Origin of the sequence: Methylobacterium currus, from assembly GCF_003058325.1 — a bacterium.
GTDB classification, from domain to species: domain Bacteria; phylum Pseudomonadota; class Alphaproteobacteria; order Rhizobiales; family Beijerinckiaceae; genus Methylobacterium; species Methylobacterium currus.
In genome coordinates, this window is the sequence record NZ_CP028843.1 from 4,782,987 (window position 1) to 4,807,548 (window position 24,562).

Sequence of the window (24,562 nt, forward strand, 5' to 3'; positions counted from 1 at the left end):
ACTCGTCGCGGGCCCATGACCCGGCCTCGCGCCAGTTTTGGCGGTTTTCCGCTCATGTCCGCAAGGCCTCGGCGAATTGGACGCACAAGTGCCCGTCTCCGGGGGGTGAGGCCGAGGAGGAGCGTGTCTGTTTCCGGTAAAGCGGGGCGCCTTGGGCGCGATCAGTGCAGGGAGATGGCGAGGACGATCGCTCGCGCGGCCCGTGACGGCCGGTCCTACGGCTCCAGCACCCCCCGCCCCTCCGGCCCTGCCAGCTGCCGGTCGCTCTCGTCCTTCAGCGCCACGCCGGTGAGCCGCCGGCTCAGCGCCTGGTCGATCAGCCAGTGCAGCTTGAACGCCGCGAAATCCGGCTTGAGACCCGCCGCGCGCACGTTCGACAGGCAGTTGCGCTCGGCATCCGTCCGCCCCGGGCGCGGATCGAAGGTGAGGTAGATCCCGAGGCTGTCGGGCGAGGACAGGCCGGGCCGCTCGCCGATCAGCACCGCGACGGCGCGGGCCTTGAGCAGGGCCCCGACCGCGTCGCCGAGGGCCACCCGCGCTTGCGTCGCCACCACCACCGGCGCGAGGCGCCAGCCGGACCCGGCGAGCGCCGGCTTGAGCGCCGTCAGCAGCGGCACCGCGCCCTCGTGGACGGCGCGGGCCGAGAGGCCGTCCGCCACGATCAGGGCGAGGTCGACCGGGTCGCCGGCGGCGGCCGCGAGCGCGACAGCGGAGGCCTCGTCGAGCCGGCGGCCGAGATCGGGCCGGCGCAGGTAGGTCGCCCGGTCCGGCGCCGCGGAGGCAGCTTTCAGGGTTTCGAAGCCGAGCGCCGCGATATCGGCCCGCACGGCGTCGGCGTCGAGAGGGGTATGGACTGCGTCGCGGGCCTGGGCGTGGGCGAGGCCGAAGCGCAAAACCTCGCGGGTCGGCAGGCCGGCCCCGGCCCGGCCGAGCGCGATGCGGGCCGGCGTCAGGGCGGCGAGGCGGCGCCAGGACGCGGCGGGATCGTCGTCCCGGCTCACGCGGCCAGCCCCGCCAGGAGCGGGGCGCCCCCGCCCGGCAGCAGCGCCCCGTCGGCGTCGGTCAGCCCCATGCGGGCGAGCCACTCCGCGAATTCCGGGGCCCGCTTCAGGCCCATCACCTCGCGCAGGTAGAGCTGGTCGTGGAACGAGGTCGACTGATAGTTCAGCATCACGTCGTCGGCCCCCGGAACCCCCATGACATAGGTCACGCCGGCAGCACCCAGCAGCGTCAGCAGCGTATCCATGTCGTCCTGGTCGGCCTCGGCGTGGTTGGTGTAGCAGACATCGACTCCGAGCGGCACGCCCATCAGCTTGCCGCAGAAATGGTCTTCCAGCCCGGCCCGGATGATCTCCTTGCCGTCGTAGAGGTATTCCGGGCCGATGAAGCCCACCACCGTGTTGACGAGGAGCGGCCGGAAGGCGCGGGCCACCGCGTAGGCCCGGGCCTCCAGGGTCTGCTGGTCGATGCCGTGATGGGCATCCGCCGAGAGGGCCGAGCCCTGTCCGGTCTCGAAATACATCACGTTGTCGCCGAGGGGCCCGCGCTTCAACGCCAGGGCCGCCTCATGCGCCTCGCGCAGGAGCGGCAGGGTGACGCCGAACGAGGCGTTGGCGGCCTCGGTCCCGGCGATCGACTGGAACACGAGGTCGACCGGCACGCCGCGGTTCATCGCCTCCAGCGTCGTGGTGACGTGGGTGAGGACGCAGGCTTGGGTCGGGATTGCGAAGCGGTCGATCATCTCGGCGAGGAGATGCAGCAGGCCGGTCAGCCCCTGCACCGAATCCGAGGCCGGGTTGATGCCGATGCAGGCGTCGCCGCAGCCATAGGCCAGGCCGTCGAGGATCGAGGCGGTGATGCCGGCGGGATCGTCGCTCGGGTGATTGGGCTGGAGCCGCACCGCGAGCGTGCCGGGCAGCCCGATCGTGTTTCGCAGGCGCGTGACCACCCGGGCCTTGCGGGCGATCAGGATCAGGTCCTGGTTGCGCATGATCTTCGACACCGCGGCGGCGATCTCCGGCGTCACGCCGGGGGCGACCGCCGCCAGGGTCCCGGACGAGGCGGTGAGCAGGAACTCGCGGAAATCGCCGACGGTCAGGTGCCTGACGCGCGCGAAGGACGCCGCGTCGTGGCCGTCGAGGATCAGCCGGGTGACGTCGTCGGATTCGTACGGGATCAGCGGCCGGGCCAGGATGTCGGCGAGCGGCACCTCGGCGAGGCACCAGCGCGCCGCCACGCATTCCTCGGCGCTTCCCGCCGCGAGGCCGGCGAGCCGGTCGCCGGAGCGGGGCGGGCTCGCCTTCGCCATCAGCTCGGCGAGGTCGGCGAAGACGAAGGTCCGGGATCCGACGACGTGACGGTAGCTCATGCGGGGCCTCCAGAGGGAAGCCTAACCCAGCCCGTCCGCCGCGTCAGGATCTTCCGCCGTCGCGATCGCCGCGGCCGTGCGCTCGCCCGGTTCCGGCGCGCCGTCGGCCCGGTCGATGCGGATCTGCATGCCGGTGGGTGTCATTTCGCCGAACGGGGTCGAGAAGGCGATCTCGGCAGCGTCGCGCCCGACGCCGATCCGCACCAGTCCGTCGAGATGGGCCTGCCGGGTGGCGTCGAACAGCCACCAGCGGCCGTCGAGATAGGCCTCGAACACGGCGTGGAAGTCGCACGGCACCAGCCCGTAGGCGTAGCAGCTGACGAAGCGGGCCGGGATACCCAGCGCCCGGCAGAAGGCGGCGCCGAGATGCGCGAAATCGCGGCACACCCCTGCCCGCTTCAGGAGCGTCTCGTCGGCGGTGGTCTCCTCGTCGCTGGCGCCGCGGACATAGGCGATGTGGTCGTGGATCCAGTTGCAGATCCGGGTCACCCGCTCGAAACCGGGGGCTGAGTCGCCGAACTCGGCCTGCGCGAAGGGGGTGAGCCGGTCGGAGGAGACGAAGCGACTCGGCAGCAGGTAGGGCAGGATGTCGAGGGGCAGGTCCTTCACCGGCGTCTCCTGGATGCCGGCGGGATCGGCCCGGTGGGGATCGAGGGTCACCTCCGCCGCGTAGTCGAGGCTGAACCGGCCGGGCGGCACGGTGACGGCGACGTAGCGGTTGCCGGTCTCCGGCGCGACGTGCCGGCGGACGGGCAGATCCGGCGTCAGGCGGAACGTCTCCCGCAGGTCGCGGTGCCGCGTGAGCTGCGCGATCTCGAGGTTGAAGATGAACACGGTCTCGGCCTCGACCTCGTAGGCGAGATGGCAACCTACAGTGTAACGCACGGCTTGAGCCCCTTCCCGCTGACGGGGTAGGCTGACGCAAGAGCCGCGCCGAATCGGCGGGCATCGCGGGCCGCCCTGGGGCGGCCCGGACTTTGCTTCACAAGGCTTAGCCTGCGTTAAGGCCACTTGTCGCCGGGCCCGGCAAGACCGGGGCGAGCAGGGAGGATACGCCGTGCACCGCTACTTCTTCGACCTCGATGCCGGAACCTGGGATGCCCGCGATACGATCGGCGTCGTCCTCATGGATGCCGGCGCTGCCCATGCGGAGGCCGTCCAGGCCCTGCGCTCCTGCGCCCTCGACCCGGCCCGGAGCGCCGGCGCGATCCTCGCCATGAACGTCCGCGACGAGACCGGGCGGACGGTGTTCCGGGTGTCGTTGGCGGCGCAGTGAGGTGAAAGCAGGAGTGATGGGCGGACCATCACTCCTGGCCGGGGATATCGGCGATCATCCTGTCGATCATGGGTGCCAGGATCGGCAGGTGCACCGTCAGACTATCTCATAGGACGAGGGGGGCGACGGCGTAATATTCGTGCCGCAAAACATTGCCGATCCCGCGGATGTCCGACCAAGGCGGTCCCGGATAACGATCCGTCAACTCGACCGGAACGTCCTTGACGGCTTCGGAGATGATCAGCATCGCATGTTCGGCGGTGCGCCGCAGGATGTCGGATTCCAGGAAAGCATCACGGCTCACGCCGGCGGTCGCCGTGGTGAGCGCACGAATTGCGGCGCGGACATGCTCCACGCGAAGCCGCGGGTTCCGACTGGCGGCCATCAGAACATCTGAACCGCTTCGCGCTCCACCCGCGCGCGAATATGCGCCGAGAGCCCGGCGCGCGTGGAATAGCCGATCGCGAGGCCCGGGAAGGCCGCCGCCAGCCTCTCGTAGGCGCGCATTGAGTTGCGCAGATCGTAGACGGCATCGCTGCCGGGCTCGACCAGGATGTCGAGGTCCGAATCCGGCTGCGCCTCGTCGCGGGCGACGGAGCCGTAGAGGGAAAGGCCGCCGACGCCGAGCGCACGCAAATCCGGCTCGATCGCCTTCAGATGGGCGAGGGCTTCGTCGCGGTCCATCGTAGCATCCCCTGAGATCGCACGGGCTCCGGGCGGTGCCGGTGCGCGCAAGTCTGTCAAGTCGACCAGGGCGCGACCGGACCGGCCATCGGATCATCGGCGTGCCGCCCCGGTGGCGCCCGAGACCTCGCTCATCCCCTCGATCGACTGCACGGTGGCCTGGGGGCGGACCCGCCGAAAGGCCCGCCCTGCGCCAGGGTGGGGGCGGCGGGATCAGGGGAGCGAGCGCCGCGAGGGCGCGGCGAGGCGGCACGGGTGATCTCCGGAGAGGTCAAGGACCACCGCAACGGGCGGGCCGCGAAGCCGGACCGGCTGGCTGGGAGTATCGGTGTTCCGGGTCGGGTGCGCTGCCTCGCCGCGAAGCAGGTTGCCCAGCGGGCAACCAACTCGGCCGAGCGGCGTTTCCGGTCACCTCAACGACAGCTCTTCGGAGACCACGATGCTGACGCGCTTCCTCGCCACCGCCGGTGCCCTCGCCCTCACCACCGGCCTCGCCCTCGCCCAGACCACCGCGCCGACGGCGCCGACCGCTCCGGGCACGGCGCCGGCCACCGCGCCGGCCGCGACCTCGACGAGCGACATGAAGGACATGAAGGAGTGGCAGGCCGCCAAGCTCGCCAAGATCAGCCTGGCGCAGGCCATCGCCACGGCCGAGCAGAAGGACGGCAACGGCCGCGCCATCGACGCCGATTTCGAGAAGGCCGACGGCAAGAACCCGACCCATTGGGCGATCAAGGTCGTCTATCCGGACGGCAAGCTGGTCGAGCACGGCATCAACGCCGAGACCGGCGCGCTCTACAAGAGCGAGAACCAGCCGATCGAGCGCTACTTCACCCGCCTGAAGGTCGCCGACTTCAACAACGCCAAGGTCTCGCTGAAGGACGCCCTGGCGATCGCCGAGAAGCAGGCCGGCGGCGGCAAGGCCTACGAGGCCGAGGTGGAGCGCGAGGGCTCGGCCGTCGCCTACGAGATCAAGGTGGCGCTCGCCGACAAGGAGCAGGAAGTGAAGGTCGGGCCGGACGGCCAGGTGATGAAGGATTGATGTCGAAAGATTAAGCCCAGGTCCCCTCTCCCAAACCTTGCAGCGATCCCGGGCAAGCCCGGGATCGCCGGAAGAGGGGATGCCGCACTTCTTCCCATGGCGGTGGTGGCTGGAGCCACGCCCCCGCTCACCCCAGCCAAGCCTCCCTGGCGCCGTTCGCCATAAGGCCGGATGCGGCCCTCCCCCGCCGCCGTGCTAGGACGACGCCAACGGTCGGCAGAACGAGGCCCGCCTCGCCGTGGGCCGAGGCCGCGACCGGCATCGGGAGGAACCATGAGCGTCTTCTTCAGCGCGAGCCATCGGCGCCTGCAGGACGGGCACGGCACGCGCGCCCTCGCCGACCGGCTGGAGGCGCACGCGCATCCCTGCTTCGAGCCGCCCGAGCGCGACTTCATCGAGAGGGCGACGATGGTCTTCCTCAGCACGGTGGACGGGAGCGGCCAGCCCACCGTGTCCTACAAGGGCGGCGCCCCCGGCTTCGTCCGGATCACCGGCCCGAACGAGCTGATCGTTCCGAGCTACGACGGGAACGGCATGTTCCTGACGCTCGGCAATCTGGCGGAGAATCCCCGCATCGGCCTGCTCTTCATCGATTTCGAGCATCCGCACCGGCTGCGGGTACACGGCACCGCGGCCCTCGTCGACGACGCGGGACTGCTCGCCCTCTATCCGGGGGCGGATCACGTCGTGCGGGTCACGGCCGACCGGATCTTCGTGAATTGCGGCCGCTACGTCCACCGGAGCGCCGGTGCGACGCTCTCGCCGCACCTGCCCGACCCGGCCGGGCACCAGCCCTTCCCGGCCTGGAAGCGCCTGGACATCTTCGAGGGCGCCCTGCCCGAGGACGATGCGCGGGAGGTGGCGCGCCGGGGCGGCACGATCCCGCTCGAGGCCTATCCGGGCGAGGCCGATCCCGGCTGAGGCGCCTCAGCGCCCGCCGCCGACGACGTTTCCCCCGGCCTCCGCCAGGGCTCCCTCGCGCAGTTCCAGGCCTAAGAACCGCCCCGGATCGACCGGGCCCGGCAGGGTGAGCTGGCGCAGCGGCAGCACCCGGAAGCCGAACCGGGCATAGTACGGCGCGTCGCCGACCAGGATGACGAGGCCGTGGCCGCCGGTCCGGGCAGCGTCGAGGGAGGCACGCATCAGGGCGCCGCCGATGCCGCGGCTGCCGAAGGCCGGATCGACGGTCAGCGGCCCGAGCACCAGGAGCGGGCTCGATCCCGCCCGGGCCGGCGAGACCCGCACCGAGCCGACCAGCAGCGTGCCGACCAGCGCCGTGAACGAGAGGTCGGCGAGGTGCGGCACGCCTTCGCGCAGCCGGAAGGCGGTGCGGGCGTAGCGGCCGGGGCCGAAGGCGCGCTCGTGCAGGCGCTCGATGGCGTCGTTGTCGCGCGGGGTCTCGGGCCGGATGACGAGGGGAAGCGTGGTCACGGGCACACTCGGGGCGGGCGCTTCGGGGGCGGGCGTCAAATCTCAAGGGCGGATCGGTCAGCCGATCCGTCGTCGCGCCTCTGCCCTCGGGGCCATCGCTCGTCTCCCGGCGGGCTCCTCGCCCGCTGCCTCGGCACCATCGCCCGCGGGGGCGCCATAGCAGCGCTTGTCTGTGAGTGCAAACCGCCGGTGGCATGCCGCTCGCATCATCACCGCCTGCTGGCGCTTGCCTTCGGGTATGCCTTGCGGGTTAGCTGAGCGTGGAACGCCTCAAAGGTCCGGGAACGACGCCACAATGAGAATCAGGTCTGCTCTCGCCCTCGTCCTCTCCCTCGCGTTCGGCTCCGCCGGGGCGGCCCGGGCCGACGACACGGTGCCGGCGACGGTGAGGATCGCCACCGAGGGCGCCTACGCGCCCTACAACTTCACCAAGCCCGACGGCACCCTCGACGGCTACGAGATCGAGCTCGGCCGCGAGATCTGCGCCCGCGCCAAGCTCACATGCGAGTTCGTCGCCCAGGACTGGGACGGCGTGGTGCCGGGGCTCAACGCCAAGAAGTTCGACGCGATCATGTCGGGCATGACCATCACCGATGCGCGCCTGAAGGTGGTGGACTTCACCAAGCCCTATAGCGGCGATTCCTCGGGCTTCGCGGTCGACCGCAACGGGCCGCTGGCGAAGCTCCCGCTGGGTGGCCAGAAGTTCAGCCTGATGGACGAGGCCGAGGCGCAGAAGGCCCTCGACACGATCAAGCCGCTTCTCAAGGGCAAGACCGTCGGCGTCCAGGTCTCGACCATCCACGCCGCCTTCATGGACAAGTACCTGAAGGGCACGATCGAGGTGCGCGAGTACAAGACCACCGAGCAGCACGACCTCGACCTCGCGGCCGGCCGCATCGACGCGATCTTCGCCAATGACGCCCCCCTGCGGGCGACCGCCGAGAAGCCGGAATTCGCCGACACGGTGATGCTGGCAGGGCCCCGCTTCCGCGGCGGCATCCTCGGCCGCGGCGTGGCGATGGGCCTGCGCAAGGGCGAGGCGAAGCTGAAGGCGCGGCTCGACGAGGGCATCGACGCGGTGATCGCCGACGGCACCCTGAAGAAGCTCTCGCTCAAGTGGTTCAAGGCCGACCTGACCCCACAGGGCTGACGGACACGGCACGAACAGATGAACGGCAAGAGAACGGAAAAGAGAGACGCGTGAGCGCCTTCACCCTTCTCGGCTTCGGGCCCGGCGGCTGGGGCGGCGCGCTGCTGCTGGCCGCCGGCACCACCCTCGCGCTCGCCCTGTGCGGATTCCTGCTCGGGGCCGTGCTCGGCGGCCTGGCGGCGGGCGCCAAGCTCTCCGGTCTCCTGCCGCTGCGGGTCCTGGCCGACGGCTACACCACGCTCCTGCGCGGCGTGCCGGACCTACTCGTGATCTACCTCCTGTATTTCGGCGGCAGCGCGGCCCTCGGCCAGGTCGCGGGTTTGTTCGGCGTCACCGGCTTCGTCGGGGTGCCAGCCTTCGGGGTCGGCGTCGCGGCGCTCGGGATCATTTCGGGCGCCTATCAGGCCGAGGTGTTCCGTGGCGCCTATCTCGCCCTCGACCGCGGGCAGATCGAGGCCGCCCGCGCCGTGGGCATGCATCGCGGGCTGATCCTGCGCCGGGTCGTGGCGCCGCTCGTCGCCCGCGACGCCCTGCCCGGCCTCGGCAATGTCTGGCAGATCCTGCTCAAGGATTCGGCGCTGGTCTCGGTCACGGGCCTCGTCGAGCTGCTACGCCAGGCCCAGGTCGGCGCCGGCTCGACCCGCCAGCCCTTCACCTTCTATCTCGCCGCTGGCGCCCTCTACCTCGCCATCACCTCGCTCTCGACCTGGGGCTTCGCCAGGGCCGAGGCCCATGCCCGCCGGGGCACCCGATGAGCGAGGCAAGACCATGATCGATCTCGATTTCCTCGGCACCACGATCCGGACGCTGCTCGGCGGCCTGCCGCTCACCCTGAGCCTCACCGCCGGCTCGGTGGCGCTGGGCGGCGTGCTGGCGGCGCTCGCGGCCTGGGGCCGGCTCTCCGGCGTCGTCCCGGCGGACTGGCTCGCCCGCCTCTACATCTTCGTGTTTCGCGGCACGCCGCTCCTGGTGCAGATCTTCCTGATCTATTACGGCCTCGGCCAGTTCCGGCCGGCCTTGCAGGCCTGGGGCCTGTGGACGTTCTTCCGCGAGCCGTACTGGTGCGCGTTGCTGGCGCTCGCCCTCAATACCGGCGCCTATACGGCGGAGATCTTCCGGGGTGCGGTCCTCTCGGTGCCGCATGGCGCCCTGGTGGCGGGACGGGCCTGCGGCATGCCGCGGCTGCTCCTGTTTCGCCGCATCACCCTGCCGCTCGCCACCCGCCAAGCCCTGCCGGCCTACGGCAACGAGGTGATCTCGGTGGTCAAGGCGACCTCGCTCGCCTCCACCATCACCCTCATGGAGATCACCGGCCTCGCCCAGAAGCTGATCGCCCAGAGCTTCCGGGCGCTGGAGGTCTTCGTCTGCGCCGGCGCGTTCTACCTCGCCCTCACCTTCGTGATCATCGGCGTCCTGCGGCTTGCCGAGGCCCGGCTGTCGCCGGACCTGCGCCCGCGCCCGGTGATCCGCCCCGCCTGACACGGGATCTCGCCATGCTGGCCCCCTCGCCCACCCGCCCCGAGGCCGTCGCGGTCCGCGACCTGCACAAGCATTTCGGCCGCCTCGAAGTCCTGCGCGGCGTCTCGCTCTCGGCCCGCGAGGGCGAGGTGGTGGCGATCCTCGGCTCCTCCGGCTCCGGCAAGTCGACGCTGCTCCGCTGCATCAACCTCCTGGAGGTCCCGGAAGCGGGCGAGGTCGTGGTCGGCGACGAGGCGGTGGCCTGGCGGGCCCGCCGCGGCGGCCGGGTGCCGGCCGATGCCGGCCAGGTCGACCGCATCCGCGCCCGGGTCGGAATGGTGTTCCAGAGCTTCAACCTCTGGTCCCACCGCACGGTGCTGGAGAACGTGATCGAGGCGCCGGTCCACGTACTGGGCAGGAAAAAGGCGGAATGCGTCGCCGAGGCCGAGGGGCTGCTCGCGAAGGTCGGCATCGCCGACAAGCGCGACCACTACCCGGCCCATCTCTCCGGCGGCCAGCAGCAGCGCGCCGCCATCGCCCGGGCGCTCGCCATGCATCCGCGGGTGCTGCTCTTCGACGAGCCGACCTCCGCCCTGGACCCCGAGCGCGTCGCCGAGGTGCTGCGGGTGATGCGGGCGCTCGCCGAGGAAGGCCGCACCATGCTGGTCGTCACCCACGAGATGGCCTTCGCCCGCGAGGTCGCCCACCGGGTGGTCTTCCTGCACGAGGGCCGGATCCTGGAGGACGGGCCCTCGGATCAGGTCTTCTCCGCACCGCAATCGGAGCGGTTCCGCCAGTTCCTGGCGCGGGGGGAGTGAGGCTCGCCCCCCGCACAGGGATCGTGAGGTTCCGCCTCGATACCGGGGTGCGCCGTGCTCTGCTCTCGCGCGGACGCCCTCTCACCACGTTTTGCAGGTCCGATCTTGCTGCGGTTCCCTCGCGCGATTTCCGGTCGACGGCACCGTTCGGCATGGCTGTGACGGCGCGCCGGCCCTCTTCTGAGGTGTCCCTGACGTCGTTGGCGGTCGGGTCCAACCCGACCCCCAACGTTCATTCCCACGATAGGCTTGTCGATGCCGACACGGTGCTGCGAGCGTCAGGCGAGATAGGCGCCGCGAGCGGCCTGGTACAAGACGCGCGAGCTAAAATTTTTCTCAGAATATTTGCAGCTCGCCTCAATCATATCGACGTATCTACTCGGATTCGACGAGATCAATTCGATGGTGTTACCGATCGCATCATACCAATCGGCCTCGGGAACGAGGTGCGCACCCTGCGACTCCTTTGCCGCCTTCTTGAAGGTAAATGAGGGCGACAAGAGGGAAAATGTTCCGACGATCGCAGCTTCGAAAAACTTCAGCTCCGATTTGCAGTTGGTGAAATTGTTAATTTGCAGCGGGGCAATATTAATCTCACATCCTGCGATCTGTGTGAGGAGATCGATCTCGGTTTGCATTCCGAGCCGACGCACGCGACCAGCAAGATTACTAAATTCCTCGTCCAACGTGAGATAGCCTACGAGAGTAAGATTTACGTTAAGATTTTTTCTCATATGCGTGAGAAGTGCATCGGACGCAATTCGAAAATCTTTGTCGTGAGAAGGGGGTCCTGAAAAATATCCTATATTTATGAATTTATTTCTTGCATATTTGTTCGCGCGCTTCGACTGGATGATGGCATGAGCGTGAGCCATCTCTTCGTCGCTCACGGTATTGGGGATCACATGGACATCTTTGCCGCAAAATGCGCGCACTTTGTCGGCAAGATAATCGTTGGTCACGGTCGCGCGATCACATAACTTTAGGGTGTGGCCGACTCGCCCCACGTAAGAAAACCAGTAATCCCAGGTGTTTGCAGACTTCATATCAACATTGCTTGTATCCATGATCATTGGAATATAAATAGGATCAAAAACTAAGTCGTCGACATCAAAGAGTACGGGCTTGCCGGCGCGCTGCGCCCGTCTGATGGCGATTTCGAGGAGCGACGTGTAGCGAGCGCGGGCAAGGACCAGAACGTCGCATTTGTCGACGACTTGATTCAGATGCTCAATCTCTTCGAAATGAAAGTGCGCAGACGATATGTCTTCGCAATGGAGATCGAGGGCCTTGATAATATTTTCGACGCGGTACCGAAACGTGCTTCGATCCGGGTAGTCGTAATAAAAAGCCACTCGGGTCTTTCCCGATTGAAGTTTTGAAAACCTCTCGGAGAAGCTTCGTGCCATCGTCGAGTGCGACGTATCGGCATCTTGCGGAATGCGAATAAACATTACTGAACCCTCTGGGCAAGTTTGCCGACCACCGCATCTAGGGTTTGGTGCCAAACTCGTTCAATATTGTTGTTATCGTAATTTGCGAGACGCTTCTCACGATGTCCGGCAAGTTCGGCGCCGCGCCGTAGGGCCTCGACGAGCGAGCGCGTGTCGAGGTCGCTTGTCAAAATATTTGCGGAGTACCTTGCCAGGGAGGGACCGTCTTTCAAGCCGAAGTGGTTCGTGACCACGACTCCCCCGCTCGCCGCGACGTCCAGAGGGGGATAGCTCGGATGCGGTGTATACATAAGACTCAGGCAGAGATCGAAAGACCGGACGAGCGTGCCGTATTCCTGCCAAGCGACATTCTGCACTAAGCGAGGCCAGATCTTGCCGCCTAGGGAAAGCGGCGCGAGATCCTTGCCAAAAAATATGACGTTGAATTGACTCGCATCGATTACGCCACTGGCGCACGCCTCGTCGAGTGCTTCGAGCCCTCTGATATATAAATTTCGATCGTTGTGAGGGCGTGCATAAAAACCAAGATTTAGCTTGCTGCCAGCAGCCTTCTTTTCAAAGAAATACAATTTATCCGGAAAGGCGGGTTCGAAATATTGCACGTTCCCCCCTTCATCGATGACACCGTCGCGCAGAAGGTGTCGATACATCAACTGAGAATTGACGACAATATTAATATTCTTGTTTTTCATGATTTCCGAAGCAAGCAATCTATTCATGCTAAAAGAATAAAACATTCGTTCGTCTTCTTGTAGAATATAGATGATGTTTTTCGGATTAACCGCGTAGAGTGTTGATCGAGTTGTCCACCACGAAGTTGTAATGTAAATATCGCTGATCGACGACGACAAAAATGCGAAATGATCATGAACTGGGACATAGACAAAGCTTATATCAATATCGGTCTTGACGCCATGCAGTTTAAGTAAAGCGCGAACCGCAACGCGATCAGGTGTTTGATGGCGAGTGACGATTCGCAATCGTCTGTTAAGCTTCTGAGCAAATAATGCGCCAAAGATCAGGGCAGTGCCGACGCCGCCGAACAAGCTTCCGCTGCTGATGCTATCGGTCACGAGATTGACGGAGGGCTCAGTATGAGCAACCTCAAAGACCTGCAAACCACGCGTCTCGCGATAGAAGCGCTCGACCTGCGCAGATGCCGATTTATCCCGAGCAGGTTCGACCCGCAGGTCCGAAGCTTTTCCATATTTTTCATAATGTACAAGGGCATTCATGCCGCTTCTGGCGACAGTTTCGTATGCATCTAAATACGATTCCGTGCTAAACTGTGGGCTTGGATCTAGTTTTTCACTTGAGCCATATAAATAATAGTGTGTAGCTGCGTCTATGCTGCTCTTGATTTTATTTCCATAAGAATTTTTATACCAAATTTCGTCAAAATATTTTGATTTCCTGATATATTCCACATCAGTGCTGTTTATTTCTACGGCTTCGGATGCAGGCGGCAATTGCCCCCCGGTCTCCATGAAATGCACGAGCGGGTTGACATTTCCAGCTAATTCGCTTTTATGACGTGATAGATAAGCAGCCGAACTAAAATGCGGACTGGGATCGCGTCCTTCCAAGCCGCCATGGAGCAAATAATGCAGAGCTGGGTCTAAGCCTTCGTTGGCAACATCCGGATATGTAACGAGATACCAATCTGGGTCAAAATATTCTGACGATCGGATGAGATCTAATTCTTTTTTATATTTATCTTGAATCGGTAGTTTTTTATTGCTCAGATTAATTTTTGATCTGACAACATCGGCGAGACTCTTCAAAATTTTGTCGGAATTTGAGGTGGTCATTGGCCGAATGTCTCGCTTGATGAGAATAGCGCCTTCATTCTCGGGCTTTCGTGCATTCACCGTGCGTATCCTCCGTCAACCGCAGGATGTCAAGCGCAGCGCTGCGGATAAGATTCATAAGTATCGCCATGTGTCGGAGCACAGGGAGCCGAGCGCCTCTCACAGTATCAGGCGAGTAGAGCCCACAACTTCATGTCCTTCATTTGGTATACTAGCATCGCGATATCTATACGGATCAACGACAAGAAGCAATTTTTAGCTGAATTTTGATATCAAAGAGACGGCGCGCCGACGCTATAATAAAAATTCGACGCCCGCTAACAAATAAAATGTCCTTTGATCAACATAATGAACATGCAATGTACTTTCGCGAATGCCATTTATTCGATGTCAAAAATGATGTTTATTTTGGCGACTTGTTCTTGAGTGCCGGTCACATATGGAAATGGGCGGTGCTGGTAGAGCGAACCCTGCTCTCGACATCTAAAAAACTCTCGCGAAACTATAGCTGAGTTGTGCGCCGATAATGCGTCATAACTCACGTTGCAGTTCGCGCTTTCCTCAAACTGCTCTCCGCACAGAAATACGGGTCTTGCCCCTATGGCAGTCAATAAGCTTGGAAACATGGCTTCAAAAAAATACCGATTCTCGCCGATGGATTTTAGATTCTGGCTCATGATTCTATCCGGCAGGCAAGCCATTAAATCGCACAGAGCCGCTGATGATACCGCATAGAGCGTCAGTGTTGCGGCATAGTGAATGCACGAGTGATGAATGTTCGCATCTGCTGCGAGATCTATGAAATGGCGGATAGCTCCGCTACTTGGTGCCATGTAACCTTTGAGCGCAACGATCGATTTGTCATGGCGCACCAGTTCGCTCGTAACTCTCTCCCGGTCGAAAATGTTCTCGGAGAGTTCAATGCGTAAACCTGCGCTGTCCTCGAAATTATAGCTTATCCCTTTGGTGTGAAAGAGACAAACAGCATCGTATTGAGCGATTATGTTATTGCAATGCCGCAAGGCATGTTGATAGCCGCTTGCATCAGAATCGATCACCATATCATCTGCCACGCGAGATGAGCCGATCAGATTTTCGATGTCATTGAGATTGCTGGCATCGATCAAATCTTTGCATCCATTTATAGATATAAATTTATCATCTTCTTTAAAATTATTACGCAATATATATTTATAGTATTCAAGCCATTTTCTGCTATTTTCTGAGTCATCGGGCGCCCACATGGAAAATAAAATGAGAATTCGCATCGATCTCTCCATTTTCATGATATATGATCAAGGCTAAATTAATATTGTGAAATTGTCGCCTCCAGCTGCGGCTTCTGGTTGATGGTCTGGAATACCACGCAGTAGCGCTCGGTGAGCTTCAGCAGCTGGTCCAGCTTCTCCTGCGGCGCGTCGGTATCGACCTCGAAGCTGAGGCGAATGGATCGGAAACCCACCGGCGCACCCTTGTCGACGCCGAGGGTGCCGCGGAAGTCGAGGTCGCCCTCGGCCTTGACCAGGCCCTTGCGCAGAGGGATCTCCAGGGCGGTCGCCACCGCCTTCAGGGTCACGCCGGCACAGGCGACCAGCGCCTCGAGCAGCATGTCGCCGGAGCAGAGCTCGGCGCCCGATCCGCCGCTCGCCGGATGGAGGCCCGCCACGGCCAGCGCCCGGCCGGTCTCGACCTTGCAGGCGATGCCGCCGTCGTCGAGCGAGCCCTGCGCCTTCAGGGTGATCACGGCCGCGTCCGGATCGCTGCGATAGCGGTCCTTGATCGGGGCCTGGAGCGAGCGCAACGCGGTGGCGTCCATGGGGGTCCTCCCTGTTTATGGGAAAACGGCTTAGCATCCCGCGCCGCCGCCCCGCCAGGGCTCGCAGGCAGGACCTTACACGGGGCGCTCACCACCACAGGGCGGAGGCGTCGGGTTTCTGGCGATCGGGCTCGCCCTCCGGACGCAGCGAGCGGTCGAGGCTCGCCAGGATGGTGCGTGCGGCGGCCTCGCTGCCCGGCGCCGAGGGAAGACGCGGGCGGCTCAGGGGCAGCGGGATCGCGTCGTCGATCCGGCCGGGCTTGGGGCGGAGCACCACGGCCCGGTCGGCGAGCGCCACCGCCTCGGCGACGTCGTGAGTGACGAGGAGCACGGTCGGCCGGCTCTCCTCCCATAAGGAGAGGAGATGGCGGTGCAGGCCGGCCCGGGTCAGGGCGTCGAGGGCCGAGAACGGCTCGTCGAGGAGCAGCACCTTCGGGGCCGCCACGAAGGCACGGGCGATCGCCACCCGCTGCTGCTGGCCGCCCGACAGGTCGCGGGGCCAGCGCCCGGCCTGCTCGGCGAGGCCGACGCGATCCAGGGCATGCGCCACCCGGGCCCGGCGCTCCGGCCGTGGCAGGTCGGCGAGCCCGAACGCCACGTTGTCGGCGACGGTGAGCCAGGGCAGGAGCCGCGGCTCCTGAAAGACGATGCCGACGCCCGGATGCGGCGCCGCGATCGCCTCGCCGTCGAGGCTGATGCCCCCGGCGCTCGCCCGGTCGAGCCCGGCGACCAGGCGCAGCAGCGTGGTCTTGCCGCAGCCCGACCCGCCGATCAGCGCCACGATCTCGCCGGCCCGCACGGTGAGCGAGATGTCGGCAAGCGCCCGCGTGCCGTCGGCGTAGGTCTTCGACAGCCCGTCCAGGATCAGCATGTCAGAGCCAGCATCTCAGAGAGTGTCCCGCGCCGTGTCCTGCCAGCGCGCGAGCGGCGCGGTCAGGCCGACGAGCAGCGCATCGCACACTTTGCCCAAGCCCGCGAAGGCCAGGATCGCCGCGACGATCTGGTCCGGCTTGCCGAGCTGCTGGCCGTCGAGGAGGAGGTAGCCGAGGCCTTCCGAGGCGCCGAGCAGCTCGGCCGCCGCCACGAACATGAAGCCGAGGCCGAGGCCCGTGCGCAGGGCCACCAGGGTCGCGGGCAGCACCGCCGGCAGCAGGATGCGCCGGGCGAGCGCGAGGCGCGAGAGCCGAAAGACCCGGCCGACCTCGATCAGCTTGCGGTCGACGCCCGCGATGGCGCCCGCCACCCCGAGATAGACCGGGAAGAACACGCCGACCGCGATCAGGGTGATCTTCGAGGCCTCGAAGATGCCGAACCACAGGATGAACAGCGGCACCCAGGCGATCGAAGGAATCGCCCGCAGGGCCTGCAGGCTCGGGTCGACCAGCTGCCGGGCGAGCGGCAGCGTGCCGGTGACCGCCCCGACCACGATCCCGGCCAGCGCCCCGAAGCCGAACCCCGCCGCGACGCGGGTCAGGCTGGCGAGCACGTGGGTCCACAATTCGCCGCTCTCCGCGAGGCCCCAGAGGGTGGCCAGCACCCGGCTCGGCGGCGGCACCAGCCGTCCCTGCGCCAACCCTGCCCGCACCGCCGCCTCCCAGGCGAGGGCGAGAAAGAGCGGCAGGACGAGCCCGGCGAGCACCCGCCCGCCGGGCAGGCGCAGCGCCGTGGCGACGGTCTTGGACGGGACTTTGGGCGCGGCGCCGAGGGGAAGCGGGGTCGCCTCCGCGGGTCTCACGGCGCCGCCGGACCGAAGCGCGGATCGATCAGGGCCTCGACCGCGGCGCCGACATCGGTCCCGGCCGGGATCACCCCGGCATCGAGGAGTGCGGTGCCGGCATCCAGGATCGTCTCGGCCTGGAGCTTGCCGATGACCGGCTGCGACAGGTCGGTGCGCTCGAGCTGGCGCGCCACCACCGGCTCAGGCAGCTTCGTCGCCGCCACCAGGATGCGCTTCAGCTCCTGCGGATCGGCGAGGGCGAGCTTGCGGGCCTCCTCGTAGGCCGCCAGCACCGCGCGGGTCAGGCCCGGGTTCTGCTTGGCGAAATCCTCGCGGACGTTGAGCACGCCCCAGGTATTGGCGGCGGGGTCGCGGTGGAAGAGCACGTCGCCGTTCTCGATCTCGGCCGCGGCCATGATCGGGTCGAGACCGGCCCAGGCATCGACGTCGCCGCGGTCGAGCGCCGTGCGCCCGTCCGGGTGCTGGAGCAGCACCAGCTTCACGTCGCGCTCGGTCAGGCCGGCGTTGCGGAGCGCCCGGATCAGGAAGATGTGCGGGTCGGTGCCGCGGGTGACGGCGACGCGGCGGCCCTTCAGGTCCTTCACCGCCTGAATGCCGGTCTTCGGCCGGGTCACCAGGGCGGTCCATTCCGGCCGCGAGAAGGCGTAGACGGCCTTGATCGGGTTGCCGTTGATCCGCGCCAGCAGGGCCGCGGCGCCGGCGGTCGAGCCGAAGTCGATCGAGCCGGCATTGAGGAATTCGAGCGCCTTGTTCGACCCCAGCGACTGGACCCAGCGCACCGTGATTCCCTCAGGTGCCAGCGCCTTCTCGAGGAGGCCCTTGTCCTTCAGGACGAGGCTCACCGGATTGTAGGTCGCCCAGTCGAGGCGCACCTCCTTGGCCGACTGCGCCAGGGCCGGGCGGGCGGAAGCGAGGCCGTCAGCCCCGAGGGCGACACCAAGAGCGGCTGCGATCAGCGCGCGGCGGTGGATGCGCATCGACTCTCCCCGGTTGGCCGGCCCATCGCTCGTCGGGCCGCCGGCCGGAAAGCTAGGGCGCGCCGTTCGGAGTGTCAAACGATTCGGCCGGTGAAGCGGATTAGCCTTTCGGATCGAACACGAGCCTGCGTGACGCGCGGAAGCGTTGGCTTTCTGTCGGCCATGGTGCGAAACAGGCGGGAACGCGACGGGACCCGGCCGCGCTCCCCTTCTTCAAGCTCGGCTGCCATGCCCGAACCCACCGTCATCGACCCGTCCGACACCGATGCCGCCCTCAAGCACATGCTCGCCGGCATCGACCAGTCCCTCAGCGACCCGACGCGCCTGCGCGAGCGGCTGGTGCCGGAACTGCGCCGCATCATCGAGGCCGGCCGCGCCGAGGCCGAGCGGCGGCTGCTGGCCGACCGCGACGGCCATGCCTGCGCCGGGCTGATCTGCGCCCAGATGGATGCGGTGATCCGGGCGATCTACGACGCGGTGGTCAAGCGGCTCTACCGGGCCGACAACCCGACCGCGGCCGAGCAGATCGCCGTGGTGGCGACCGGCGGCTATGGCCGCGGCCTGCTGGCGCCGGGCTCCGACATCGATCTCCTGTTCCTCCTGCCCTACAAGCAGACCGCCTGGAGCGAGAGCGTCGTCGAGGCGATGCTCTACGTGCTGTGGGACCTCAAGCTGAAGGTCGGCCACGCCACCCGCTCGGTCGCCGATTGCCTGCGCGAGGGCCGCGCCGACATGACGATCCGCACCGCGCTCCTCGAATCGCGCTTCCTGTTCGGCGATCGCGCCCTGTTCGAGGAACTCGAGACCCGCTTCGACCGCGAGGTGGTGCAGGGCACCGCGGCCGAGTTCGTCGAGGCCAAGCTCAAGGAGCGCGACGCACGGGTGCAGAAGAGCGGCGCCTCGCGCTACCTCGTCGAGCCCAACGTCAAGGACGGCAAGGGGGGGCTTCGCGACCTCAACACCCTGTTCTGGATCGCCAAGTACACGTTCCGGGTGAAGGAGGCCGAGGACCTGGTCGAGGCCGGCCTGTTCACGCCGGACGAGTTCCGGCTGTTTCAGCGCTGCGACGAGTTCCTGTGGCGGGTGCGCTGCCACATGCACTTCGTCACCGGGCGGGCCGAGGAGCGGCTGTCCTTCGGGCTGCAGCCGCGCATCGCCGAGCGGCTGGATTACGGCGCCCGCGGCGGCCTTGCCGCGGTCGAGCGGTTCATGAAGTCGTACTTCCTGATCGCCAAGGATGTCGGCGACCTCACCGCCATCGTCTGCGCCGAGATGGAGGCGCGCCACGCCAAGCGCCCGCCGGTCCTCGACCGCTGGCTGCGCCGCTTCAAGCAGCATTTCCGGGCGCCCGACCTGGAGGCGGACGATTTCCGCATCCATACCGGCCGGCTCGACGTGCGCGACGACGCCGCCTTCGAGCGGGACCCGGTCAACCTGATCCGGCTGTTCTGGCTCTCCGACCGGCACGACCTCGCGATCCATCCCGATGCCAGCCGGCTCGCGACGCGGTCCCTGAGCCTGATCGGCCCGATGGTGCGGGTCGATCCGGAGGCCAACCGCCTGTTCATCGAGCTCCTGACCTCGCAGAACGCCCCCGAGACGGTGCTGCGGCACATGAACGAGACCGGGGTGCTCGGGCGCTTCGTGCCGGATTTCGGCCGCATCGTCGCGATGATGCAGTTCAACATGTACCACCACTTCACGGTGGACGAGCACCTGATCCGGTCCTTGGGCGTGCTGGCCAAGATCGAGGCCGGGGAGCTGGAGGACGAGCATCCGCTCGCCCACCGCATCGTCGGCACGATCCAGAACCGGCGCGCGCTCTACGTGGCGATGTTCCTGCACGACATCGCCAAGGGCCGGAAGGAGGACCACTCGATCGCCGGCGCGGCGGTAGCGCGCAAGCTCGGGCCGCGCTTCGGGCTGGATGCGGCCGAGACCAGCACCGTCGCCTGGCTGGTCGAGCACCACCTCCTGATGTCGATGACGGCGCAGAGCCGCGACCTCTCGGACCCGAAGACCATCGAGACCTTCGCGGGCGTGGTGCAGAGCCTGGAGCGGCTGAAGCTCCTCCTCGTCATCACCATCGCCGACATCAAGGCGGTCGGTCCCGGCACGTGGACCGCCTGGAAGGCGACGCTCCTGCGCACCCTCTACTACGAGACCGAGATGGTCCTGTCGGGCGGGCGCTCGGAGATCCCGCGCACCGACCGGGTGCGGCTGATCCAGATGCGCCTGCGCGAGCAGCTGACCGACTGGACGGCCGAGGAGTTCGACGCCTATGCGGGCCGGCACTACCCGCATTACTGGCTCAAGGTCGATGCCGGGCGCCAGCTCAAGAACGCCCGCTTCATCCGGGCGGCGGCCGAGGCCGGCAACACCGTCGCCACCATCTTCGAGACCGACCTGTCGCGCGGCGTCACCGAGCTCTGCGTCTACTCGCCGGACCATCCGCGCCTGCTCGCGATCCTCACCGGCGCCTGCGCGGCGTCCGGCGGCAACATCGTCGACGCGCAGATCTTCACCACCGCCGACGGCTTCGTGCTCGACACCATCACCCTGTCGCGGGCCTTCGAGCGCGACGAGGACGAGCTGCGCCGGGCCGGCCGCATCGCCACCGCGATCGAGCGGGCGCTGAAGGGCGAGATCCGCATCGCCGACCTCGTCGCCGACAAGCATCCGCTGAAGGACCGCCCGCGCACTTTCCAGGTCGCCCCCGACCTGTCGATCGACAACGCGCTCTCGGCCCGCGAGACGGTGCTGGAAATCTCCGGCCTCGACCGGCCTGGCCTGCTGTTCGATCTCACCTCGGCGCTCGGCCGGCTCAACCTCAACATCACCTCGGCCCATGTCGCGACCTTCGGCGAGCGGGCGGTGGACGTGTTCTACGTCACCGACCTCACCGGCACCAAGGTGACCCAGCCCGACCGCCAGGCCACCATCCGGCGGGCCGTGATGGCGGTGTTCGAGGCCGACCTGCCCCGCGGCGACCGGGGCCGGCGCGGCGCGGGCAGGCAAGCCCTTAAGGACGATCCCAGCGCCGCAGCCCCGGTCGCTGGCGAAGCTTGATTTCGCGGACCGTCCACCTGATATCGGGGTCACTCCCAGACCCCTTTTTCGGAATGACAATGACGCCGAACGACACGGAGAACGCCGCGCGGGCCCAGGAGCCTCGGGGGCATGCGCCCGAAGCTGCCGAGGGCGCTCCCGCCTCCGCGCCGGAGGCCGCCCAGAAAGCCGACGCGCTCGCCGCGCTCGAGGCCGAGAAGCTCGACCTCAAGGACAAGCTGCTGCGTACGCTGGCCGACATGGAGAACCTGCGCCGGCGCACCGAGCGCGAGGTGGCGGATGCCCGCACCTACGCGGTGACGAACTTCGCCCGCGACATGCTCAACGCCGCCGACAACATCCGCCGCGCCCTCGAGAGCGTGCCGGCCGATGCCCGCGCGACGGCCGAGGGCTCGCTCAAGGCCCTCGTCGACGGGATCGAGCTGACCGAGCGCGACTTGCTCAAGACCTTGGAGCGCCATGGCGTGAAGCGGGTCGAGCCGCAGGGTCAGCGCTTCGACCCCAACCTGCACCAGGCGATGTTCGAGGTGCCCAACCCCGACGTGACCTCCGGCACGGTCGTGCAGGTGGTGCAGTCGGGCTACGTCATCGGCGACCGCGTCCTGCGCCCGGCCCTGGTGGGCGTGGCCAAGGGCGGCCCGAAGGCCGAGGCGAAGCCGGCGGAAGGCTGAAGCGCCGACGCCGACCCTCCCCCCCTCTGCGGGGGAGGGTGGCCCACGGAATGGGCCGGGAGAGGGGCAGCGCGGCGCTTCCAGGATGTGGCGCCCTTCATCGAACGCGCGACCTCTCCGGCAGCGGCGTCCCCTCTCCCGACCCCTGCTCACGCGAGGGCCACCCTCCCCCGTCCCAAGTCGGGCTCGTCCGACTGGGCACAGGGATGCGGAACTCGGGCAAGCCCGGGTTCCGTGGGGGAGGGTTCAGGCGCGCGTCCCGCCTCACCCCTCCGGCGCCACTCCGCAGGCCTGCGCGATCTCCGCCGACAGCGCCGCCTGCAACGCCCGCACGACCGGATGCCCGGCGCTGGCAAAGTCACGCTCCGCGATCCGCTGCACCGGCGCGATCAGCCGCAGGGAATTGGTGAGGAACACCGCGTCCGCCTCGGCCAGCGCCTCCGGCGCGACCGGGCGCTCGGTGGGCGTGAGGCCGAGGCCGAGGCCGGGGCCTAAGGCGAGCAGCCTGGCGCGCACGATGCCCGCCAGCACGCCTTCGCTCAAGGACGGCGTGACGAGCACCCGCCCGAACACCGCGAACAGGTTGCCGGTCCCGGCGCAGGCCACCCGCCCGGCCGTGTTGAGGAAGAGGGCCTCGTCATCCCCCGCCCGCGCGGCCGCCTCGGCGGCGAGCACCGCGTCGAGATAGCCCAGCGTCTTGTGGCGCGCGCCCGGCGAGGTCTCGTTGCGGCGGATCACGCTCCAGCCGAGGGACAGGTCCGAGAAGACGAGCCCTGAGCGCAACGGTGCGGCGCTCGCCCACAGGACCGGGCGGGGCTCGACCGGCGGGCGCAGGCCCCGCGGCCCGGACCCGCGGGTGACGGTGGTGCGGATCGCCGCCCGCTCGAGAGTGGCCGCCACCGCCCGCATCGCCGTGCGGGCTTCCTCCTCGTCGAAGCGGAAGCCGAGGGCAGCGGCAGCCTCGGCGAGCCGCGCCAGATGCGCCTCCTCCGCCACCACCGTGCCGCGCAGCGCCATGGCGGTGTCGAACACCCCGTCGCCGAGGAGCAGGCCGCGATCGGCGAGGTCGAAGGGCGCGACCGTGCCCTCGTGCAGGCGCCCGTCACGCCACAGCATGGCGCGCACCTCCCGCCTCGCGCCAGCGCCGGGCGAGTTCCAAGAAATTGCCGAACAGGGCGTGGCCATGCTCGGTCAGCACCGATTCCGGATGGAACTGCACGCCGTAGGTCGGGTGCCGGCGGTGGGAGAGCGCCATCACCTCGCCCTCGGGCGAGACGGCGTCGACGCTCAGGTGCTCGGCCATGCCGGGCGCCGGTTCCACGATCAGCGAGTGGTAGCGCCCGACCGTGAGCGGAGCCGGCAGGCCGGAAAAGAGCCCCTGCCCGTCATGGGTGATCGCCGTCGCGTGGCCGTGGAGCGGTCGCCGGGCCCGCGCGACCCGGCCGCCGAAGGCCGCGCCGATGCATTGATGGCCGAGGCAGACCCCGAGGAGAGGCACCTCCCCCGACAGCGCGCGGATCGCCGCCAGCGACACCCCGGCCTCCGCCGGGCTGCACGGCCCCGGTGAGATCACCACTCCCTCCGGGTTCGCCGCCCGGATGCCCGCGACGTCGAGGGCGTCGTTGCGCGCCACCCGCACCGTGGCGCCCAGCTCCTCGAAGGTGCGCACCACGTTGAAGACGAAGGAATCGTAATTGTCGATGACGAGGATCAAGCCTAGGGCCTGTCGTCACTTGATCCAGAGGAGCGTAGCGGCGAGGCAGAGGACGCCCATGAAGCTGACGGCAGTCTTCTCGTAGCGTGTGGCAACGGCCCGCCATTCCTTGAGGCGCGCCCACAGTCGCTCGACGATGTTGCGATTGGTGTAGATCCAGTCAGGACAGGCGAGCGGGGCCTCGTTGCTCTTGGTCGGGATCGCGGGCCGGGCCCCGGCGGTCCAGATCGCCTCGCGAAAGCCGTGGCTGGAGAAGCCACGGTCGGCCACCACCCACTTCGGCACCCCGGGCAGTTGATCGAGCAGCGGAAGGGCGTGGGGCAGTTCATGCGCCTGACCGGGCGCGAGGCGGAAACCGACGGGGCGGCCCCGTCCATCGGCGATCACGCAGGCCTTGGTGCCATAGCCGCCACGCGAGCGGCCAAGAGCTTCACGATGGTCTCGCTCGGCTCCAGATCCCCCCTTTTGGCCGCGCCCGCCGCCTTCTGGTGGGCTCGAATGTTCGTGCCGTCGAGAAACACCATGCCCAGCGCGACGCCGCGGCTCTGCACGAGGTCGAGCAGCCGCTCCCAGACGCCGGCGCGCGCCCAGCGGATGAAGATCTGGGCGGCCTGCCACCAGGGACCCAACTCGGCTGGAATGGCCCTCCAAGAGGCGCCGTTGTGATGCCGCCAGAGGATGGCTGAGATCGTGCGGCGCAGCTCTTGGGGCGGCGTCTTGCCTTTGGGCCGGCAGGCTTCCACCAGCGGTTCCAGTTCGGCCCACTGAGCGTCCGTCAGCATCGTGTCTCCTCGCTCAAAGCGGGGAAACGCTCATCCTCGCAGAGAGTTCAAGCGACAACAGGCCCTAGCCGACTTTTCTCTAGGCGCAGCAAGGGAGTAGCCGCCCTTTGTGTCACGGTTTGTAGCACGGTCGCGCCGGCCCTCGGAAGGCGGACTAGAGGCGGAGAGGGTCGGGCTTCGCCCTCCGTTTTGGTGCTCGCTGGTCGCTCGCGAGGTGCCTATCGGCTGGTAGACCCCCAGCCATGCAAGGGTCATCCTCCCGGGCCACCTTCTGCTGCCTGATGGGCTACCTAGTGCACTGAC

The 24,562-nt window shown here is 66.9% G+C and carries 25 protein-coding genes; 9 read left to right on the top strand and 16 right to left on the bottom strand.

Features of this window, described 5'->3' with window-relative positions:
• Positions 1-215: 215 nt before the first annotated feature.
• Genes eutC through DA075_RS22155 form a run of 3 tightly spaced genes read right to left on the bottom strand, consistent with a single transcriptional unit; the run spans position 216 to position 3,253 of the window.
• Positions 216-1,001, bottom strand: a complete 786-nt coding sequence (gene eutC, locus DA075_RS22145) for an ethanolamine ammonia-lyase subunit EutC (RefSeq protein ID WP_099955066.1) — start codon at positions 999-1,001, stop codon at positions 216-218.
• Entirely contained in the window at positions 998-2,368 is a 1,371-nt protein-coding gene (locus tag DA075_RS22150; RefSeq protein ID WP_099955067.1) for an ethanolamine ammonia-lyase subunit EutB, read from the bottom strand. The genes eutC and DA075_RS22150 overlap by 4 nt, the downstream gene beginning before the upstream one ends.
• A 21-nt stretch (positions 2,369-2,389) precedes the next feature.
• On the bottom strand, positions 2,390-3,253 hold the full coding sequence (locus DA075_RS22155) for a transglutaminase-like domain-containing protein (protein WP_099955068.1): 864 nt from the start codon (positions 3,251-3,253) through the stop codon (positions 2,390-2,392).
• A gap of 172 nt (positions 3,254-3,425) precedes the next feature.
• Between DA075_RS22155 and DA075_RS22160 the strand changes: the two genes are divergently transcribed.
• Positions 3,426-3,644 (top strand): DUF6894 family protein, encoded by a 219-nt coding sequence (locus tag DA075_RS22160; protein ID WP_099955069.1) that lies wholly within the window; start codon positions 3,426-3,428, stop codon positions 3,642-3,644.
• Positions 3,645-3,750: 106 nt separating this feature from the next.
• Here the strand turns inward: DA075_RS22160 and DA075_RS22165 are convergent, their stop codons facing one another.
• Together DA075_RS22165 and DA075_RS22170 are read right to left on the bottom strand one after the other, a co-directional pair.
• Positions 3,751-4,029: a HepT-like ribonuclease domain-containing protein gene (locus tag DA075_RS22165; RefSeq protein WP_099955070.1), complete on the bottom strand. Its 279-nt coding sequence runs from the start codon at positions 4,027-4,029 to the stop codon at positions 3,751-3,753.
• Positions 4,029-4,328, bottom strand: coding sequence for a nucleotidyltransferase family protein (locus tag DA075_RS22170; protein ID WP_099955071.1), 300 nt, complete (start codon positions 4,326-4,328; stop codon positions 4,029-4,031). Before DA075_RS22170 ends, DA075_RS22165 begins: the two co-directional genes overlap by 1 nt.
• Before the next feature lie 439 nt (positions 4,329-4,767).
• Here DA075_RS22170 and DA075_RS22175 point away from each other — a divergent pair, with 439 nt between their 5' ends.
• On the top strand, positions 4,768-5,370 hold the full coding sequence (locus DA075_RS22175) for a PepSY domain-containing protein (protein ID WP_099955072.1): 603 nt from the start codon (positions 4,768-4,770) through the stop codon (positions 5,368-5,370).
• A gap of 273 nt (positions 5,371-5,643) precedes the next feature.
• On the top strand, positions 5,644-6,291 hold the full coding sequence (locus DA075_RS22180) for a pyridoxamine 5'-phosphate oxidase family protein (RefSeq protein WP_164712446.1): 648 nt from the start codon (positions 5,644-5,646) through the stop codon (positions 6,289-6,291).
• A gap of 6 nt (positions 6,292-6,297) precedes the next feature.
• On the opposite strand, the gene DA075_RS22185 is transcribed toward DA075_RS22180, so the two are convergent.
• The gene (locus DA075_RS22185; protein ID WP_099955074.1) at positions 6,298-6,801 is read right to left on the bottom strand and encodes a GNAT family N-acetyltransferase; all 504 of its coding nucleotides are present in this window, start codon (positions 6,799-6,801) and stop codon (positions 6,298-6,300) included.
• A gap of 295 nt (positions 6,802-7,096) precedes the next feature.
• Here DA075_RS22185 and DA075_RS22190 point away from each other — a divergent pair, with 295 nt between their 5' ends.
• The 4 genes from DA075_RS22190 to DA075_RS22205 are packed head-to-tail and all read left to right on the top strand — an operon-like array spanning position 7,097 to position 10,227.
• The gene (locus DA075_RS22190) at positions 7,097-7,951 is read left to right on the top strand and encodes a transporter substrate-binding domain-containing protein (protein WP_099955075.1); all 855 of its coding nucleotides are present in this window, start codon (positions 7,097-7,099) and stop codon (positions 7,949-7,951) included.
• A gap of 50 nt (positions 7,952-8,001) precedes the next feature.
• Positions 8,002-8,706 carry an ABC transporter permease gene (locus tag DA075_RS22195; protein WP_099955076.1) on the top strand — a complete coding sequence of 235 codons (705 nt, stop codon included), beginning with the start codon at positions 8,002-8,004 and terminating at the stop codon, positions 8,704-8,706.
• Positions 8,707-8,719: 13 nt separating this feature from the next.
• Positions 8,720-9,430 carry an ABC transporter permease gene (locus DA075_RS22200; protein WP_099956731.1) on the top strand — a complete coding sequence of 237 codons (711 nt, stop codon included), beginning with the start codon at positions 8,720-8,722 and terminating at the stop codon, positions 9,428-9,430.
• Between the two features lie 14 nt (positions 9,431-9,444).
• On the top strand, positions 9,445-10,227 hold the full coding sequence (locus tag DA075_RS22205) for an ABC transporter ATP-binding protein (RefSeq protein ID WP_099955077.1): 783 nt from the start codon (positions 9,445-9,447) through the stop codon (positions 10,225-10,227).
• A gap of 278 nt (positions 10,228-10,505) precedes the next feature.
• On the opposite strand, the gene DA075_RS36075 is transcribed toward DA075_RS22205, so the two are convergent.
• The 7 genes from DA075_RS36075 to DA075_RS22225 all read right to left on the bottom strand — a co-directional run bounded on the left by DA075_RS36075 (position 10,506) and on the right by DA075_RS22225 (position 18,023).
• Positions 10,506-11,681, bottom strand: a complete 1,176-nt coding sequence (locus DA075_RS36075) for a glycosyltransferase family protein (RefSeq protein ID WP_123834391.1) — start codon at positions 11,679-11,681, stop codon at positions 10,506-10,508.
• On the bottom strand, positions 11,681-13,552 hold the full coding sequence (locus tag DA075_RS36080) for a rhamnosyltransferase WsaF family glycosyltransferase (protein WP_123834393.1): 1,872 nt from the start codon (positions 13,550-13,552) through the stop codon (positions 11,681-11,683). Before DA075_RS36080 ends, DA075_RS36075 begins: the two co-directional genes overlap by 1 nt.
• A 320-nt stretch (positions 13,553-13,872) precedes the next feature.
• Positions 13,873-14,760, bottom strand: coding sequence for a hypothetical protein (locus DA075_RS36085; RefSeq protein ID WP_123834395.1), 888 nt, complete (start codon positions 14,758-14,760; stop codon positions 13,873-13,875).
• Between the two features lie 38 nt (positions 14,761-14,798).
• Complete coding sequence (locus tag DA075_RS22210) at positions 14,799-15,308, bottom strand: OsmC family protein (RefSeq protein ID WP_099955078.1); 510 nt, start codon at positions 15,306-15,308, stop codon at positions 14,799-14,801.
• 88 nt (positions 15,309-15,396) lie between these two features.
• The gene (locus DA075_RS22215; RefSeq protein ID WP_099955079.1) at positions 15,397-16,179 is read right to left on the bottom strand and encodes an ABC transporter ATP-binding protein; all 783 of its coding nucleotides are present in this window, start codon (positions 16,177-16,179) and stop codon (positions 15,397-15,399) included.
• A 15-nt stretch (positions 16,180-16,194) separates the two neighbouring features.
• The gene (locus DA075_RS22220) at positions 16,195-17,043 is read right to left on the bottom strand and encodes an ABC transporter permease (protein WP_099955080.1); all 849 of its coding nucleotides are present in this window, start codon (positions 17,041-17,043) and stop codon (positions 16,195-16,197) included.
• Positions 17,040-18,023 carry an aliphatic sulfonate ABC transporter substrate-binding protein gene (locus DA075_RS22225; RefSeq protein ID WP_099955081.1) on the bottom strand — a complete coding sequence of 328 codons (984 nt, stop codon included), beginning with the start codon at positions 18,021-18,023 and terminating at the stop codon, positions 17,040-17,042. Before DA075_RS22225 ends, DA075_RS22220 begins: the two co-directional genes overlap by 4 nt.
• A gap of 282 nt (positions 18,024-18,305) precedes the next feature.
• Between DA075_RS22225 and DA075_RS22230 the strand changes: the two genes are divergently transcribed.
• On the top strand, positions 18,306-21,092 hold the full coding sequence (locus tag DA075_RS22230) for a [protein-PII] uridylyltransferase (RefSeq protein WP_414468157.1): 2,787 nt from the start codon (positions 18,306-18,308) through the stop codon (positions 21,090-21,092).
• Positions 21,093-21,151: 59 nt separating this feature from the next.
• Complete coding sequence (gene grpE, locus DA075_RS22235) at positions 21,152-21,763, top strand: nucleotide exchange factor GrpE (RefSeq protein WP_099955083.1); 612 nt, start codon at positions 21,152-21,154, stop codon at positions 21,761-21,763.
• Positions 21,764-22,027: 264 nt separating this feature from the next.
• On the opposite strand, the gene DA075_RS22240 is transcribed toward grpE, so the two are convergent.
• From DA075_RS22240 to DA075_RS22250, 3 genes are all read right to left on the bottom strand, one after another.
• A complete protein-coding gene (locus DA075_RS22240; RefSeq protein ID WP_099955084.1) occupies positions 22,028-22,879 on the bottom strand; it encodes an aminotransferase class IV in 852 nt (283 codons plus the stop codon).
• Entirely contained in the window at positions 22,866-23,477 is a 612-nt protein-coding gene (locus tag DA075_RS22245) for an anthranilate synthase component II (protein WP_099955085.1), read from the bottom strand. The genes DA075_RS22240 and DA075_RS22245 overlap by 14 nt, the downstream gene beginning before the upstream one ends.
• Before the next feature lie 15 nt (positions 23,478-23,492).
• Positions 23,493-24,259, bottom strand: a protein-coding gene (locus tag DA075_RS22250) for an IS5 family transposase (RefSeq protein WP_099952440.1) whose coding sequence is annotated in 2 segments (ribosomal slippage) — positions 23,493-23,944 and positions 23,944-24,259 — 768 coding nt in all. Because the reading frame shifts where the segments join, the coding sequence is not laid out codon by codon here.
• Positions 24,260-24,562: the final 303 nt, after the last annotated feature.